Here is a 14,878-nt window from a genome sequence, read left to right on the forward strand (position 1 = left end):
ATGAATCCCTGCCCCTGTAGGAGCTGCGGCACGCTGCGATCTTTTGATGTTGAAGATCAAAAGATCGCAGCCTCGTTTCACTCGACAGCTCCTACAGGGCGTTTCTCAACCATTACTCTGAGCGTAATGATTCACCACCGTGCTTGATTGATGCCCCCACCCCACGCGCCTACCTTAGCTCCACGACAGCGAACCCCGTGGAGTGAGCATGACAACAACAATTTCCCCCGACTCGCGCTGGACGCGGCGGCGCGATGAGAAGCAGCGCCGCCTCGACAAGGTGCGCGGGCTGGCCGACGGTGTGGTGTTGCCCACCGACAAGATCGTCGCCGCGCTCGAAGCGCTGATCCATCCCGGCGACCGTGTGGTGCTGGAGGGCAACAATCAGAAGCAGGCGGATTTCCTCTCGCGCTCGCTGGCCAAGGTCGACCCGGAAAAGCTTCACGACCTGCACATGATCATGCCCAGCGTCGGCCGCTCCGAGCACCTCGATCTGTTCGAACGCGGTATCGCCCGCAAGCTCGATTTCTCCTTCGCCGGCACCCAAAGCCTGCGCATCAGCCAATTGCTCGAAGACGGCCTGCTGGAAATCGGCGCAATCCACACCTACATAGAACTCTATGCGCGACTGGTGGTGGATCTGATCCCCAATGTCGTGCTCTCAGCCGGTTTCATGGCCGACCGCGCCGGTAACATCTACACCGGCCCAAGCACCGAAGACACCCCGGCGCTGATCGAACCGGCCGCGTTCAGCGACGGCATCGTCATCGTCCAGGTCAACCAATTGGTCGACGACGTCAGCGAATTGCCACGCGTTGATATTCCCGCCTCATGGGTCGACTTTGTCGTGGTGGCTGACAAACCGTTCTACATCGAACCGCTGTTCACCCGCGACCCACGCCACATCAAGCCTGTGCACGTGTTGATGGCGATGATGGCGATTCGCGGCATCTACGAAAAACACAACGTGCAGTCGCTCAACCACGGCATCGGTTTCAACACCGCCGCCATCGAATTGATCCTGCCGACCTACGGCGAATCCCTCGGCCTCAAAGGCAAGATTTGCCGCAACTGGACGCTCAATCCGCACCCGACATTGATCCCGGCGATCGAAAGTGGCTGGGTCGAAAGCGTGCATTGCTTCGGCACCGAACTGGGCATGGAAAACTACATCGCTGCGCGCCCGGACGTGTTCTTCACCGGCCGCGACGGCTCGCTGCGTTCCAACCGGATGTTCTGCCAACTGGCCGGGCAATACGCGGTGGATCTGTTTATCGGCGCGACGTTGCAGGTCGATGGCGATGGCCATTCCTCGACCGTAACCCGTGGCCGCCTCGCCGGTTTCGGTGGCGCGCCGAACATGGGCCACGACCCGCGCGGTCGGCGTCACGGCACCCCGGCGTGGCTGGACATGCGCCACGACGACTCGCAGCAACCGATGCTCGAACGTGGCAAGAAACTCGTGGTGCAAATGGTCGAGACCTTCCAGGAGGGCGGCAAACCGACCTTCGTTGAAACCCTCGATGCCGTGGAAGTGGCGAAGAAAAGCGGCATGCCGCTGGCACCGATCATGATCTACGGCGACGACGTCACCCACCTGCTGACCGAAGAAGGCATCGCCTACCTGTACAAGGCGCGTTCGCTGGAAGAACGCCAGGCGATGATCGCCGCCGTCGCGGGTGTCACCGCCATCGGCCTGCGCCACAACCCGAAAGACACCGAACGCATGCGCCGCGAAGGGCTGATCGCCTTGCCCGAAGACCTCGGTATCCGCCGCACCGACGCCACCCGCGAATTGCTCGCGGCGAAAAGCGTGGCCGATCTGGTCGAGTGGTTCAGGCGGCCTGTACAACCCGCCCGCGAAATTCAGGAGCTGGTAATGCACGCATTTAACCTGCAAGCGAAACCGCTGTCCCTGGCTGATCGATTGGCCGATCTGGCGGTGGACGCGTTGATCGACGAAGCCGATCTGTCGCCGAAACCGGCACTGGTCGACCGTCGCGGCAACGGCGCGCACACCGATCTGCACTTGGGTCTGATGCACGCTTCGGCACTGTCGTTGTGGCCGGCGTTCAAGGAAATGGCTGAAGCGGCGGTTGCAATCGGTGAAGTCGATTCAACGTTGCGCGAAGCGATTGGTCGCATCGGGCGCGAAGGCGAACAAGCGATGCTCACCACCACCAACGGTGTGAACACCCATCGTGGGGCGATCTGGGCGCTGGGATTGTTGGTGACGGCTGCTGCGCTGGAACCGCAATCCTCCAGCGCCAATGCGGTGACCCTACGCGCCGCACGTCTGGCCTTGCTGGACGATCGCCACGCACCCAAACCCCTAAGCCACGGCGCCCAAGTCGCTCTGCGTTACGGCGCACGCGGCGCTCGCGAAGAAGCACAACTCGGCTTCCCTTCGGTGTTGCAACGCGGTCTGCCACAACTCAAACGCAGCCGCGCCAACGCCAGCGGCGAACAGAACGCCCGGCTCGACGCCTTGCTCGCAATCATGACCAATCTGGCCGACACCTGCGTGCTCTACCGCGCCGGCGAAGAGGGTTTGCAGGCCATGCAACTCGGCGCGCAAGCGGTGCTCGACGCCGGTGGCAGCGCCAGCCTCAGCGGTCGCCGCCGGCTGCACGAACTGGATCAACAACTCATCGCATTGAATGCCTCGCCCGGTGGCGCCGCCGACTTGCTCGCCGCCACGCTGCTGCTCGACCGTATCGAGCACAACGGCATCCTTCAGGGAGCGTTTTGATGGAAACCCTATCGTTTGAATTCCCCGCCGGGCAGCCGCCACGCGGTCGCGCGCTGGTCGGTTGTGTCGGTTCGGGTGATCTGGAAGTGCTGATCGAACCGGGCTTGGCCGGCAAGCTGACGATCAATGTGCAGACTTCGGTCAACGGCGCGCAACTGCGCTGGCAGCATCTGTTTGCGCGGATGTTCGACGGCACCACGCCGCCAGCAATGGCCATCGATATCCACGATTTCGGCGCGACGCCGGGGGTGGTGCGTTTGCGACTGGAACAAGGTTTCGAGGAGATCGGCCATGACTGACAGCGCCGCGTTGCTCAACAAACACAGCTTCGTCGAACTCGGCGCGCGGCAACGGGCGAAAGCCTTGCTCGATGCCGGCAGCTTTCGCGAGTTGCTTGATCCGTTTCAACGGGTGATGTCGCCGTGGCTTGAACGTCAAGGCGTGGTGCCGCAGGCCGATGACGGCGTGGTGATTGCCAAGGGCAGCCTCGACGGTTTGCCGGTGGTGATCGCCGCGATTGAAGGCGCGTTTCAGGGCGGCAGCCTTGGCGAAGTCGGCGGGGCGAAGATTGCCGGTGCGCTGGAACTGGCGGCTGAAGACAACCGCAAAGGTATTCCGACCCGCGCGGTGCTGCTGCTGGAAACCGGTGGTGTGCGCTTGCAGGAAGCCAATCTCGGGCTGGCGGCGATTGCTGATATTCATGCGGCGATTGTCGATTTGCAGCAGTACCAACCGGTGGTCGGTGTGGTCGCTGGCAGTGTTGGGTGCTTTGGCGGCATGTCGATTGCCGCTGCGCTGTGCAGTTATTTGCTGGTGACTCAGGAAGCACGCCTTGGTTTGAACGGCCCGCAGGTGATTGAGCAGGAAGCCGGGATCGAAGAATACGACTCTCGCGACCGGCCTTTTATTTGGAGCCTGACTGGCGGCGAGCAGCGTTTCGCCAGTGGACTGGTGGATCGTTATGTCGCTGATGACGTGGCGAAGATTCGTCAGCAGGTGGGTGAATTATTGCAGCAGGGTTTGCCGGCACAGCCACGCAGCCAGCGCGCCGAGTGGTTCCTGCAACGCCTGAGCAGTCTGAACACTGACCCGCAAATCGAACCGTCGGTGGTTCGCGATCTGTATCAAGGAGAGCGCTCATGAGCGGCTATTCATTGCGCGGTTTGAACTGGTTTAACGCCTTGAGTGCGGGCGCTAGAAGTGTTGAAGGACTGCCGCCATCGTTGAGGGTTGCTGACGCTGAACTGGGGCGTTTTATCGCTGTGGTCGCTGACCCGGACAATCGTTTTCCGCGTGCTCGTAATGGCGAAGTCGGCTTGCTCGAAGGCTGGGGTCTGGCCAAGGCTGTGGATGACGCGATCACGGCTGACCGCGATAAAGCGCAGAAGCGCCCGATCATCGCCATCGTCGATGTGCCGAGCCAGGCTTATGGTCGCCGCGAAGAAGCGCTCGGCATTCATCAGGCGCTGGCCGGTGCGGCGGACAGTTATGCCCGTGCGCGTTTGGCCGGGCATCCGGTGATTGCGTTGTTGGTGGGGAAAGCGATGTCCGGGGCGTTTCTCGCTCATGGTTATCAGGCGAATCGTTTGATCGCGCTGCGTGATCCGGGCGTGATGGTGCATGCGATGGGCAAGGCGTCGGCGGCGCGGGTGACCTTGCGCAGTGTTGAAGAACTGGAAGCGCTGGCCGCCAGCGTGCCGCCGATGGCCTATGACATCGACAGTTATGCGAGTCTCGGATTGCTCTGGGAAACCCTGTCGGTGCAGCAGATTGAACAGCCAACCGCAGAGGATCTATCAAGGGTCAACGAGTGCCTCAAGCAAGCCATCGGTGATATCACCGGTGCTGACTTGAGCAATCGTCTCGGCGCAAAAAATCGTGCTGCCTCCAGCCGTGTGCGCGAACTGTTGAGGGCGCAGTGGTGAGCAGCCCTCTGGCCCACGATCTGCTCTGGGGCATGACCCCGGCGCAGCTGCCGGCGGATGCGCCGTTGTGGGCCGTCGAGTCGCTCAGCGCCGGGCAACCGGTGGTGGTGCGGCGGGCGCTGAGCGATGAGGGTTTTATCGCGGTCGGCGTGCGCGGTGTGTTGCGCGAGCAGCGCTTGGCGGCGTTTATGGCGGTCGATTCGATTGCCTGTCGGGTCAGCCCGGAAGCGCTGTGTCAGGTCGACAGCGAGCGCGATCTGCCAGTCATGCAGGCGCTCAAACAACTGCGGCCGATGCTCGACGATTGCGGTTGGGTCTGGGGAGTCAGCGGCAGTGTCGGGTTTGAATTGGCCAGTGGTTTTACCGCGATGCACGCGGCCAGCGATCTCGATTTGATTTTGCGGACACCGCAGATGATCACGCGTAATCAGGCAAGCAAGTTCGTTGAGCTTTTCGATCAAGCCGCGTGCCGGATTGACATGCAATTGCAGACGCCATTCGGTGCTGTGGCGTTGCGTGAATGGGCCGGCGGCTCGGCGCGCGTGCTGCTGAAAAACGCTCATCAGGCCTGTCTGGTGATTGATCCGTGGAACCCGCAGGAGCAGGCAGCGTGAGCAGTCTGCTGGTGTTTCCCGGTCAGGGTGCGCAGCAGGCAGGCATGCTTCAGCGCTTCCCTCGGGAAACGCTGGTCGAGGCCAGTGATGTGCTTGGTGAAGATGTTTTGCTACTCGATTCTGCTGAAACATTGCGCGCGACTAGAGCCGTTCAACTCTGCCTGCTGATCGCTGGCGTCGCGGCTTCACGGCAGTTGTTGCAGGACGGACTCACGGCGGATTACGTCGCCGGTCTGTCCATAGGCGCTTATCCCGCAGCAGTGGTTGCGGGGGCCTTGAGCTTCGGCGATGCGTTGCACCTGGTCAGCCTGCGCGGTGAGTTGATGCAACAGGCTTATCCACAAGGCTATGGCATGACCGCGATCATCGGCCTGCAATTATCCACAGTCGAAACGCTGCTGGCGCAGGTGCACAGCGAGGATTCGCCGGTGTATCTGGCCAACATCAACGCCGACAACCAGGTGGTGATTGCTGGCAGTGACGAGGCGATGCAAGCGGTCGCGGAACTGGCGCGCAGTAGTGGCGCTGGTCTGGCAAAACGTCTGGCGGTGAGCGTACCGTCGCACTGTCCGCTGCTGGAGAAACCGGCGCAAACCCTCGCTGAGGCCTTCGCCAAAGTCGAGTTGAAGACACCGCAGATCGCCTACCTGAGCGGCAGTCGCGCACGCCCTGTGAGCAAAGTCGAAGCGCTGCGCGACGACCTCGCCTTCAACATGTGCCGCGTGGTGGATTGGCGCGGCACCGTGCAAAGCGCTTACGAGCGCGGCGTACGGCTACAGATCGAATTACCGCCCGGTGCAGTCCTGACCGGCCTTGCGCGCCGCGTATTCGAACAAGGTACTGTGGCGGCCTTCGACAGCGCTCGCCTCGACACCCTGCAAGCGCTGCTGCGTGAGGAGGGTAGCCGCCAACCCTAAACCGCCGCGACTCAAGCTTCGAACAACAAAAACAACATTCGACGATGCACTTTGAGGACTACAACAATGATTATTTACGGTGTGGCGTTTCTCGCCTTTTGTACGCTGGTGGGTATCTGGGTCGGTGAGTTGCTCGGCAAGCTGATCGGCGTGCCGGCCAACGTCGGCGGTGTCGGTATCGCGATGCTGCTGTTGATCGGTCTGGGCAGTTACCTAAACAAAAGCGGCTGGCTCAAAGGCAAGACCGAGCAGGGCGTGGAGTTCTGGAGCGCCATCTACATTCCCATCGTGGTGGCCATGGCCGCGCAGCAAAACGTCTACGGCGCACTGAAGGGCGGCCCGATGGCAATCCTCGCCGGGACGCTCGCCGTGGTGATCGCCTTCGCCATGGTGCCTGTGCTCGTGCGCCTTGGTAACAAGGAACCGGCGCCGGTTGCTCCAGCCAAGACTGCGGGGTAATCGCCATGTACGAATCGATGATGAAAGTGATCACCGGCTACGGTTTGATCAGCGGTTTCCTGATTGTCGGCCTGACCATGTGGGTGTCCTACTGGATGTCCAACACCTTCACCAAAGGACGCTTGCACGGCTCGGCCATCGCTATTCTGTTGGGCCTGGTGCTGTCGTATGTCGGCGGCGCGCTGACTGGCGGGCAGAAGGGCGTGGTGGATATTCCCTTGTTGTCGGGTATTGGCTTGCTTGGCGGCGCTATGTTGCGCGATTTCGCGATTGTTGCCACGGCGTTTGGCGTGAGTGTGGAAGAGCTCAAGCGTGCCGGGTTCGTCGGTGTGCTGGCGCTGTTTGTGGGTGTCGGTACGTCGTTTGTCGCCGGGGTCGGTGTGGCGATGGCGTTCGGTTATACCGATGCAGTGAGCCTGACCACCATTGGCGCGGGTGCGGTGACCTACATCGTCGGGCCGGTAACTGGCGCGGCGATTGGCGCGAGTTCCGAGGTGATGGCGCTATCGATTGCGGCGGGGTTGATCAAGGCGATTCTGGTGATGGTGATGACACCGTTTGTGGCACCGATGATCGGTCTGAATAACCCGCGCAGTGCTGTGATTTTCGGCGGCTTGATGGGCACGTCCAGCGGTGTTGCCGGCGGGTTGGCGGCGACGGATCCGAAGCTGGTGCCTTACGGCTGTCTGACAGCGGCGTTTTATACCGCGCTGGGGTGTTTGCTTGGGCCTTCGGTGTTGTTTTTGGCGATGCGCGGGTTGATGGGCTGAGACATTAGTTGTCGGGACAGACGCCTTCGCGAGCAAGCCCGCTCCCACAGGGGAACGCATTCCAAATGTGGGAGCGGGCTTGCTCGCGAAGGGCGCGACTCGGTATCAGATCTGGCGATTGGCGTACATCCGACACTCCGCCAGCAACGCCAGCAAATTCGGATCGCGCTCCTTGGCCTTCAAAAACACCACGCCAATGTGCTGCTGCAACCGATACTTCGCCTGCAACGGAATCAGCTTCACCCGGTTCTCATACACCGCCGCAATCCGCCCCGGCAGCAACGCATAACCCACCCCCGAACTGACCATGCTCAACAGCGTGAAAATGTCATTCACCTGCATTGCCACTTTCGGCTCGAACCCCGCCTGCTTGAACACCCGGTTACCGTCCTGATGCGTGGCAAAGCCCTGGGTCAGGGTGATGAACGTTTCATCACGCACTTCCGCCAGATCGACTTCACTGCGCTGAGCAAACTTTGAATCCGCCGGGGTGGCGAGGAAGATGTCGTCGGAGAACAGCGCAATCTGCTCGCAGTCCGGGTCGTTGATGCTGTCGTCCAGCGACACCAGAATCGCGTCGACCTCCATGTTTTTCAGCTTGTAGAGCAGGTCGATGTTCGAGCCGAGGATCAGGTCGATGTTGAGTTCGCTGCGACGGATCTTCAGGCCCATGATCAGTTGCGGTACGGTTTTTACCGTCAGCGAATACAGGGAGCCGAGTTTGAAACGTTCGGCGGAGAATCCGGCAGCTTCGCGGGTCAGGCGTACGCTTTCGACGACATCGTTGATTAACTTCTGCGCGCGTTCTTCGAGGACGTAAGCGCTTTCCAGCGGCGTCAGGTTGCGGCCTTCGTGTTTGAACAACGGGCAGCGCAAGGCACTTTCCAGCGAATGAATGGCGCGGTGCACGCTGACGTTGCTGGTCTGCAGCTCGGCCGCAGCACGGGCGAGGTTGCCGGTGCGCATGAAAGCGAGGAACACCTCGAGTTTTTTCAGGGTCAACTCTTCGTCGATCAGCATGGCGCGGACTCTTTTTGGTATCGGCCGATTGTGCACGGAAGATCAAAAGATCGCAGCCTTCGGCAGCTCCTACATTGGAATGCGATCACCTGTAGGAGCTGCCGAAGGCTGCGATCTTTTGATCTTGGCTTTGAACAGAAACATTGCGCTTTTACGCTCAAGGCCCGAGCCTTGCGCGCTGCGGTAATGAATGTGAGGTGAGCAATACATGTATCACGGAGAACGATTGAACGCCTGGACCCATTTGGTCGGGGCGGTCGCAGCATTTGTGGGTGGCGTGTGGATGTTGGTGATCGCCTGCCTCGACGGCAGCCCGTGGAAGATTGTCAGTGTGGCGATTTATGCGTTCACCTTGCTGGTGCTCTACAGCGCCTCGACCGTGTACCACAGCGTGCGCGGGCGCAAGAAAGCGATCATGAAAAAGGTCGATCACTTTTCGATCTACCTGTTGATCGCCGGCAGTTACACGCCATTCTGCCTGGTAACCCTGCGCGGGCCGTGGGGCTGGACGTTGTTCGGGATTGTCTGGGGGCTGGCGCTGATCGGTATTCTGCAAGAGATCAAACCGCGTTCAGAGGCGCGGATTCTGTCGATCGTGATTTACGCGGTGATGGGCTGGATTGTGTTGGTAGCGGTGAAGCCTTTGATTGCGGCGCTGGGCACGACCGGGTTTGCCTGGCTGGCGTCGGGCGGGGTTTTGTACACGGTGGGGATTATCTTTTTTGCCCTTGATCATCGCTTGCGGCATGCGCACGGGATCTGGCATTTGTTCGTGATCGCCGGGAGTCTGCTGCACTTTGTGGCGATTATGTTTTATGTCCTTTAGGCACGCCACCATCCCCCTGTAGGAGTGAGCCTGCTCGCGATAGCGTCAGGTCAGGCGACAGAGTTTTTGGCTGATCCACCGCGATCGCGAGCAGGCTCACTCCTACAGGGGAACGAGTTCATCCAGTTGTTCTTGCGCGCGATCGCTGAAGATTTTCAGCAGATCGTTGAGGGTATGCGGCGGTGGTTCGCTGGCGCGGGTCACGGCGTACAGGGTGATCGGCAGCGGCGGGGCCAGCGGGCGAATCGTGGTAGTTGCCGATGACGCGCCGAGCGCAGTAAACGGATCAATCACCGCCACCCCCGCACCCGATTCCACCATCGCCCGCGCCAGTGAATACGTCTGCACGGCAATCCGCACCAGCGGCGGCGGTTCGACCGCTTCCAGGTAACTGTCGAGCCGCGCCGCCAACGGATCCGCACTCGACAAACCAATCAATGACGCCCCCGCCAGCGCCATCAACGGCAACGGTTTTCCTGCCTCTTCAACCGGCCAGAAATCCTTCGGCGCCAACGCCACCAGCACCCCTGAAGCCAGCGCCTGCGCCTTCAATCCCGGGTGATCGGGCAACTGCAAGGTCAGCGCGACATCCACTTCGCGCATCAACAAATTCTGCATCAGCTCGCGGCTGTGCGCGCTGGACAGTTCGCAGGCGATGTCCGGGTAGCGCGTTGTCCACTGATGAATCGCCGGCGGCAGCAGCGACAAGGCCAGCGCCGGCGTCGCGCCGATGCGCAAACTGTGTCCCGGCTCGCGGCGCAGGCTCTGCGCCAGACGCCGCACGCCTTGCAGGCTTTCCGTGACCTTGTCGACTTCGCGCTCCAGCTCCAGCGCTTCCGGGGTCGCCTGCAACTTGCCCCGCACGCGCAGGAACAACGGAAACCCCAGTTGCTGCTCAGCGTGCTGCAACACCTTGCTGACCGCCGGTTGCGAGACGTGCAGCAACTGCGCGGCGCCGCTGACCGAGCCGGTTTGGCGAATGGCCTGGAAAATCTCGATGTGACGTAGACGCATGGCGAGTCCATAACCTTTGTTTATGGTTTGGGCATCTTTATTCATTGTCCGGCGGCTGTCACCTGGCTCTAACCTCGGATCCGTCTTTAGCAGGATTCAGAGGCGGCAATGGTTCAGCGTGTGTGCATCATCGGCGGTGGCGTGATCGGTCTGGCAACGGCCTATGCGCTGGTGCGCGACGGCTTTGAAGTGACGGTGATCGAGGCGCGTGATGCGCTCGGCAGCGAGACCAGTTTTGCCAACGGCGGCCAGTTGTCCTATCGCTACGTCGCACCGCTGGCCGATGCCGGCGTGCCGGTGCAGGCGATTGGCTGGATGCTGCGCGGCGACTCACCGCTCAAGCTGCGTCCGCGTCTGGATCCAGCGCAATGGCGCTGGATGGCGGCGTTTCTTGCCGCCTGTCGCACTTCGGTCAACCGTGAAAATGCCGCGCATCTGCTGCGTTTGGCGCTGTTCAGTCAGAGCACGCTGAAGCGCTGGCGCGAGGACGATGGGCTGGACGGATTCAACTGGCGGCGCAACGGCAAACTGGTGACCTTCCGCAACGCCGGCAGCTTTGAGCATGCACGCAAAGGCCTGGCCGATCCGCAGCAACAGCAGGTGATGTCCGCCAGCGAATGCGCGCAACTGGAACCGGCGCTGGCCGATGCACCGTTCGTGGGTGCGATCTATACGCCGGACGAAGAGGTCGGCGATTGCCACGGTTTCTGTCAGCAACTGGCGGCGCGATTGAAGGCGTCCGGGCGTTGCGAGTTTCGCCTCGGCCAACCAGTGACCGCGATTCGGCACAGTAACGGCGCGGTCACCGCTATCGAGTTGGGCGGTGAAACGCTGCCCGTCGAGCAACTGGTCATCGCCGCCGGCCATCGCAGTTCATTGCTGGCGCTGCCCGGTTTACGTTTACCTCTGTACCCGCTGAAGGGCTACAGCTTGACCGTGCCAATCGGCAGCGAGCACCACGCGCCCGACGTGAGCATCACCGACTACGACCGCAAAATCGTTTACGCGCGCATCGGCGAACAACTGCGCGTGGCGGCGATGGTGGATATTGTCGGCTTCGATCCGGCAGTTGATCCGCAGCGATTGGCGCTGATCAAACGTCAGGCCCGCGACACTTTTCCCGAGGCCGGAAACTACGACGCCGCTGTCGAGTGGGCCGGTATGCGTCCGGCAACGCCAACCGGTGTGCCTCTTTTGGGCGCCACGGCCTATCGCAATCTATGGCTGAATCTCGGTCACGGTGCGCTCGGTTTTACCCTTGCGTGCGGCAGCGGCCAGTTGCTCCGCGAGCTGATTGGCCAACAGCGCACCTCAATCGATCTGCACGGTTTCAATCCCCGTGCGGCGTAACTGATACACGCTTTACCGCTCAAACAACCACACCGACAACGGAGAATAACAATGCAAAAAATCACGTTGCTTGCCTGTACGTTGGGACTGCTGATCGGCAGTCAGGCCCACGCCAATGAGGCGCCGCTGACCGGCACGCTCGGCAAGATCGCCAGCGCCAACAGCATCACCCTGGGCTATCGCGACGCCTCGGTGCCGTTCTCTTACGTGGGCGACAACACCGGCAAACCGATGGGTTATTCGGTGGATCTGGCGGGCAAGATTGTCGAGCGCATTCAGCAGCAATTGGCGCGGCCGGATTTGAAAGTGAAGTACAACCTTGTCACTTCGCAGACACGGATTCCGCTGGTGCAGAACGGCACGGTCGACCTTGAGTGCGGCTCCACCGGCGTCACCGCCGAGCGGCAGAAACAGGTGTCGTTTTCCTATGGGTTCATCTACGTCAAAGGCCAGTTGCTGACGGCCAAGGACAGCGGCATCAAAAGCTTCGACGACCTGCGCGGCAAGAACGTGGTGACCACGGCGGGCACGACCAACGAGCGCTACCTGAAGAGCTACAACCACGATCACAAACTCGATATGTCAGTGATCAGCGCCAAGGATCATGGCGAGGCGTTCCAGATGCTCGAGTCGGGACGTGCAGCGGCGTTCTATATGGACGACGCGTTGCTCTACGGCGAGCGGGCCAAGGCGCGCGATCCGCATAACTGGGTGGTGGTGGGGGAGGAGCAGTCGCGGGAAATCTACAGCTGCATGGTGCGCAAGGATGATCCGCAGTTTCTGGCGCTGGTGAATGGCGCGTTGGCGGATCTGTAGCCCGCTCCCACATTGGATCTTCAGTGAACACAAAATATGTGTCCACCCAAGTACCCATGTGGGAGCGGGCTTGCTCGCGAAGGGGCCCTAAAAATCACCCCAAAGCTGTTGAGCCACCGCCAATGCAACCACCGGCGCAGTCTCGGTGCGCAATACCCGAGGCCCAAGCCGGGCCGCATGGAAACCGTTGCCCTTGGCCTGCTCAACCTCAGCATCCGTCAACCCGCCCTCAGGCCCGATCAGAAACGCCAGCGTCGCCGGTTTCGCATGACTCACCAACGGCTCCGCCACCGGGTGTAGCACCAGTTTCAACTCGGCTTCGGTCTGCTTGATCCAGTCCGCCAACAACACCGGCGGGTGAATCACCGGCACTCGCGAACGACCACATTGTTCACACGCACTGATCGCTACCTGACGCCAGTGCAGCAGGCGTTTATCGGCGCGTTCGTCTTTGAGGCGGACTTCGCAGCGATCACTGAAGATCGGCGTGATTTCATTCACGCCCAGCTCGGTGGCTTTCTGAATCGCCCAATCCATGCGCTCGCCACGGGACAGACCCTGACCGAGGTGGATGTGCAGCGGCGATTCAACCTGACCGGCGAACTGCTCGTTGATCTGCACGGTCACGCGCTTCTTGCCGACTTCCAGCAGGACGCCGCGAAACTCATGGCCGGAACCGTCGAACATCTGCACCGCATCGCCCTCGGCCATGCGCAGCACGCGGCTGATGTAATGCGCCTGGGCCTCCGGCAATTCGTGTTCGCCGGTGCTCAGGGGGGCGTCGATAAAGAAGCGGGACAGTCTCATTTCGGGTCTCTGGAAAAATGTGAATCAGTTGGATCGGTGTCGACTTCATTCGCGAGCAAGCCCGCTCCCACAGGGGAATGCATTCCAAATGTGGGAGCGGGCTTGCTCGCGAAAGCATCAGTCCAGACACTGAAAATCTAAAGTAAGCGTGATCAACCCGGATCGCGGAAACCGGGGTGGAAGTCTTTTGGCACGGCCACGCTGACGCTGTCACGCGTAGCAATGTCGATGCCTTCGCTGGCGACTTCGGCGAGGAAGTCGATCTGCTCCGGGGTGATCACGTACGGCGGCAGGAAATACACCACGCTGCCCAGCGGTCGCAGCAACGCGCCGCGCTCCAGCGCATGCTGGAACACCTTCAAGCCGCGACGCTCCTGCCAAGGGTAGGCCTCTTTGGTGGCTTTATCCTTGACCATCTCGATGGCCAGCACCATGCCGGTCTGGCGCACTTCGGAGACGTTCGGGTGATCGACCAGATGCGCCGTGGCCGAGGCCATGCGCTGCGCGAGGGCCTTGTTGTTCTCGATGACGTTGTCGTGCTCGAAGATATCCAGCGTCGCCAGTGCCGCCGCGCACGCCAGCGGGTTGCCGGTGTAGCTGTGCGAATGGAGGAAGGCGCGCAAGGTTGGATAGTCGTCGTAGAACGCACTGTAGACTTCATCGGTGGTCAGGCACGCCGCCAGCGGCAAATAGCCGCCGGTCAGGGCTTTCGACAGGCAGAGGAAGTCCGGGCGAATGCCGGCCTGTTCACAGGCAAACATTGTCCCGGTGCGACCGAAACCAACGGCGATTTCGTCGAGGATCAAATGCACGCCGTAGCGATCGCAGGATTCACGCAGCAGCTTGAGATACACCGGGTGATACATGCGCATGCCGCCAGCGCCCTGAATCAACGGCTCGACGATCACTGCCGCGACGCTGTCATGATTCTCTGCCAGGGTCTGTTCCATGGCCGCAAACATGTTGCGCGAATGTTCTTCCCAGCTCATGCCGTCGGGGCGGCCGTAGCAATCCGGGCTCGGCACTTTGATGGTGTCCATCAGCAGCGCTTTGTAGGTTTCGGTGAACAGCGGTACGTCGCCGACCGCCATCGCCGCCATGGTTTCGCCGTGGTAGCTGTTGGTCAGGGTGACGAAGCGCTTTTTGTTCGGTTGGCCGCGATTGAGCCAGTAGTGAAAGCTCATTTTCAGCGCGACTTCGATGCAGGACGAACCGTTATCGGCGTAGAACACCCGGTTCAGGCCTTCCGGCGTCATCTTCACCAGACGCTCGGACAGCTCGATCACCGGTTGATGGCTGAAGCCGGCCAGAATCACGTGCTCCAGCTGATCGACCTGATCCTTGATGCGCTGGTTGATCCGCGGGTTGGCGTGGCCGAATACGTTGACCCACCACGAGCTGACCGCATCGAGGTAGCGCTTGCCTTCGAAGTCTTCGAGCCACACGCCTTCACCGCGCTTGATCGGGATCAGCGGCAGCTGTTCGTGGTCTTTCATCTGGGTGCAGGGATGCCACAACACCGCGAGGTCGCGTTGCATCCACTGGTTATTCAGGCCCATTTACAGTCTCCTCGAGGCGGCTCGCGTCAGGCGCGGGCAAACAATCGCG

Annotated in this window: 14 protein-coding genes and 2 pseudogenes; 12 read left to right on the top strand and 4 right to left on the bottom strand. The window is 61.0% G+C overall.

Annotation, left to right across the window (positions count from 1 at the left end; all coding sequences use genetic code 11):
* Nucleotides 1-208: 208 nt before the first annotated feature.
* From mdcA to madM, 9 genes and pseudogenes are all read left to right on the top strand, one after another.
* Nucleotides 209-1,880, top strand: a pseudogene (mdcA, locus tag ACZZ0D_RS26260) (malonate decarboxylase subunit alpha).
* Entirely contained in the window at nt 1,880-2,752 is an 873-nt protein-coding gene (locus ACZZ0D_RS26265; RefSeq protein ID WP_463554639.1) for a triphosphoribosyl-dephospho-CoA synthase, read from the top strand. Before mdcA ends, ACZZ0D_RS26265 begins: the two are co-directional and overlap by 1 nt.
* Nucleotides 2,752-3,051, top strand: a complete 300-nt coding sequence (locus ACZZ0D_RS26270) for a malonate decarboxylase subunit delta (RefSeq protein ID WP_007913697.1) — start codon at nt 2,752-2,754, stop codon at nt 3,049-3,051. The genes ACZZ0D_RS26265 and ACZZ0D_RS26270 overlap by 1 nt, the downstream gene beginning before the upstream one ends.
* The gene (locus ACZZ0D_RS26275) at nt 3,044-3,895 is read left to right on the top strand and encodes a biotin-independent malonate decarboxylase subunit beta (RefSeq protein WP_123454272.1); all 852 of its coding nucleotides are present in this window, start codon (nt 3,044-3,046) and stop codon (nt 3,893-3,895) included. Before ACZZ0D_RS26270 ends, ACZZ0D_RS26275 begins: the two co-directional genes overlap by 8 nt.
* Nucleotides 3,892-4,677, top strand: a complete 786-nt coding sequence (gene mdcE / locus ACZZ0D_RS26280; protein ID WP_463554640.1) for a biotin-independent malonate decarboxylase subunit gamma — start codon at nt 3,892-3,894, stop codon at nt 4,675-4,677. Before ACZZ0D_RS26275 ends, mdcE begins: the two co-directional genes overlap by 4 nt.
* Nucleotides 4,671-5,291, top strand: a complete 621-nt coding sequence (locus tag ACZZ0D_RS26285; protein ID WP_463554641.1) for a malonate decarboxylase holo-ACP synthase — start codon at nt 4,671-4,673, stop codon at nt 5,289-5,291. Before mdcE ends, ACZZ0D_RS26285 begins: the two co-directional genes overlap by 7 nt.
* The gene (mdcH, locus tag ACZZ0D_RS26290) at nt 5,288-6,208 is read left to right on the top strand and encodes a malonate decarboxylase subunit epsilon (protein ID WP_463554642.1); all 921 of its coding nucleotides are present in this window, start codon (nt 5,288-5,290) and stop codon (nt 6,206-6,208) included. Before ACZZ0D_RS26285 ends, mdcH begins: the two co-directional genes overlap by 4 nt.
* Before the next feature lie 66 nt (nt 6,209-6,274).
* Nucleotides 6,275-6,667, top strand: coding sequence for a malonate transporter subunit MadL (gene madL / locus ACZZ0D_RS26295; RefSeq protein ID WP_463554643.1), 393 nt, complete (start codon nt 6,275-6,277; stop codon nt 6,665-6,667).
* Nucleotides 6,668-6,672: 5 nt separating this feature from the next.
* Nucleotides 6,673-7,437, top strand: a complete 765-nt coding sequence (gene madM / locus ACZZ0D_RS26300) for a malonate transporter subunit MadM (RefSeq protein WP_283438490.1) — start codon at nt 6,673-6,675, stop codon at nt 7,435-7,437.
* A 105-nt stretch (nt 7,438-7,542) separates the two neighbouring features.
* On the opposite strand, the gene ACZZ0D_RS26305 is transcribed toward madM, so the two are convergent.
* Nucleotides 7,543-8,457 (bottom strand): LysR family transcriptional regulator, encoded by a 915-nt coding sequence (locus ACZZ0D_RS26305; RefSeq protein ID WP_463554644.1) that lies wholly within the window; start codon nt 8,455-8,457, stop codon nt 7,543-7,545.
* 208 nt (nt 8,458-8,665) lie between these two features.
* On the opposite strand from ACZZ0D_RS26305, the gene trhA reads away from it, so the two are divergent.
* Nucleotides 8,666-9,283, top strand: a complete 618-nt coding sequence (gene trhA, locus ACZZ0D_RS26310) for a PAQR family membrane homeostasis protein TrhA (protein WP_053124673.1) — start codon at nt 8,666-8,668, stop codon at nt 9,281-9,283.
* A 102-nt stretch (nt 9,284-9,385) separates the two neighbouring features.
* On the opposite strand, the gene ACZZ0D_RS26315 is transcribed toward trhA, so the two are convergent.
* The gene (locus tag ACZZ0D_RS26315; RefSeq protein WP_463554645.1) at nt 9,386-10,297 is read right to left on the bottom strand and encodes a LysR family transcriptional regulator; all 912 of its coding nucleotides are present in this window, start codon (nt 10,295-10,297) and stop codon (nt 9,386-9,388) included.
* Nucleotides 10,298-10,405: 108 nt separating this feature from the next.
* On the opposite strand from ACZZ0D_RS26315, the gene ACZZ0D_RS26320 reads away from it, so the two are divergent.
* Both ACZZ0D_RS26320 and ACZZ0D_RS26325 read left to right on the top strand, forming a co-directional pair.
* A complete protein-coding gene (locus tag ACZZ0D_RS26320; protein WP_463554646.1) occupies nt 10,406-11,647 on the top strand; it encodes a D-amino acid dehydrogenase in 1,242 nt (413 codons plus the stop codon).
* A 51-nt stretch (nt 11,648-11,698) separates the two neighbouring features.
* A pseudogene (locus tag ACZZ0D_RS26325) lies at nt 11,699-12,460 on the top strand (transporter substrate-binding domain-containing protein); the annotation flags it as partial.
* 90 nt (nt 12,461-12,550) lie between these two features.
* Here ACZZ0D_RS26325 and ACZZ0D_RS26330 read toward each other — a convergent pair.
* Together ACZZ0D_RS26330 and ACZZ0D_RS26335 are read right to left on the bottom strand one after the other, a co-directional pair.
* The gene (locus tag ACZZ0D_RS26330) at nt 12,551-13,270 is read right to left on the bottom strand and encodes a 16S rRNA (uracil(1498)-N(3))-methyltransferase (protein WP_282358748.1); all 720 of its coding nucleotides are present in this window, start codon (nt 13,268-13,270) and stop codon (nt 12,551-12,553) included.
* A gap of 152 nt (nt 13,271-13,422) precedes the next feature.
* On the bottom strand, nt 13,423-14,829 hold the full coding sequence (locus tag ACZZ0D_RS26335) for an adenosylmethionine--8-amino-7-oxononanoate transaminase (protein ID WP_212550140.1): 1,407 nt from the start codon (nt 14,827-14,829) through the stop codon (nt 13,423-13,425).
* Between the last annotated feature and the right edge of the window lie 49 nt (nt 14,830-14,878).

It is taken from the genome of Pseudomonas sp. AC193 (assembly GCF_979258075.1).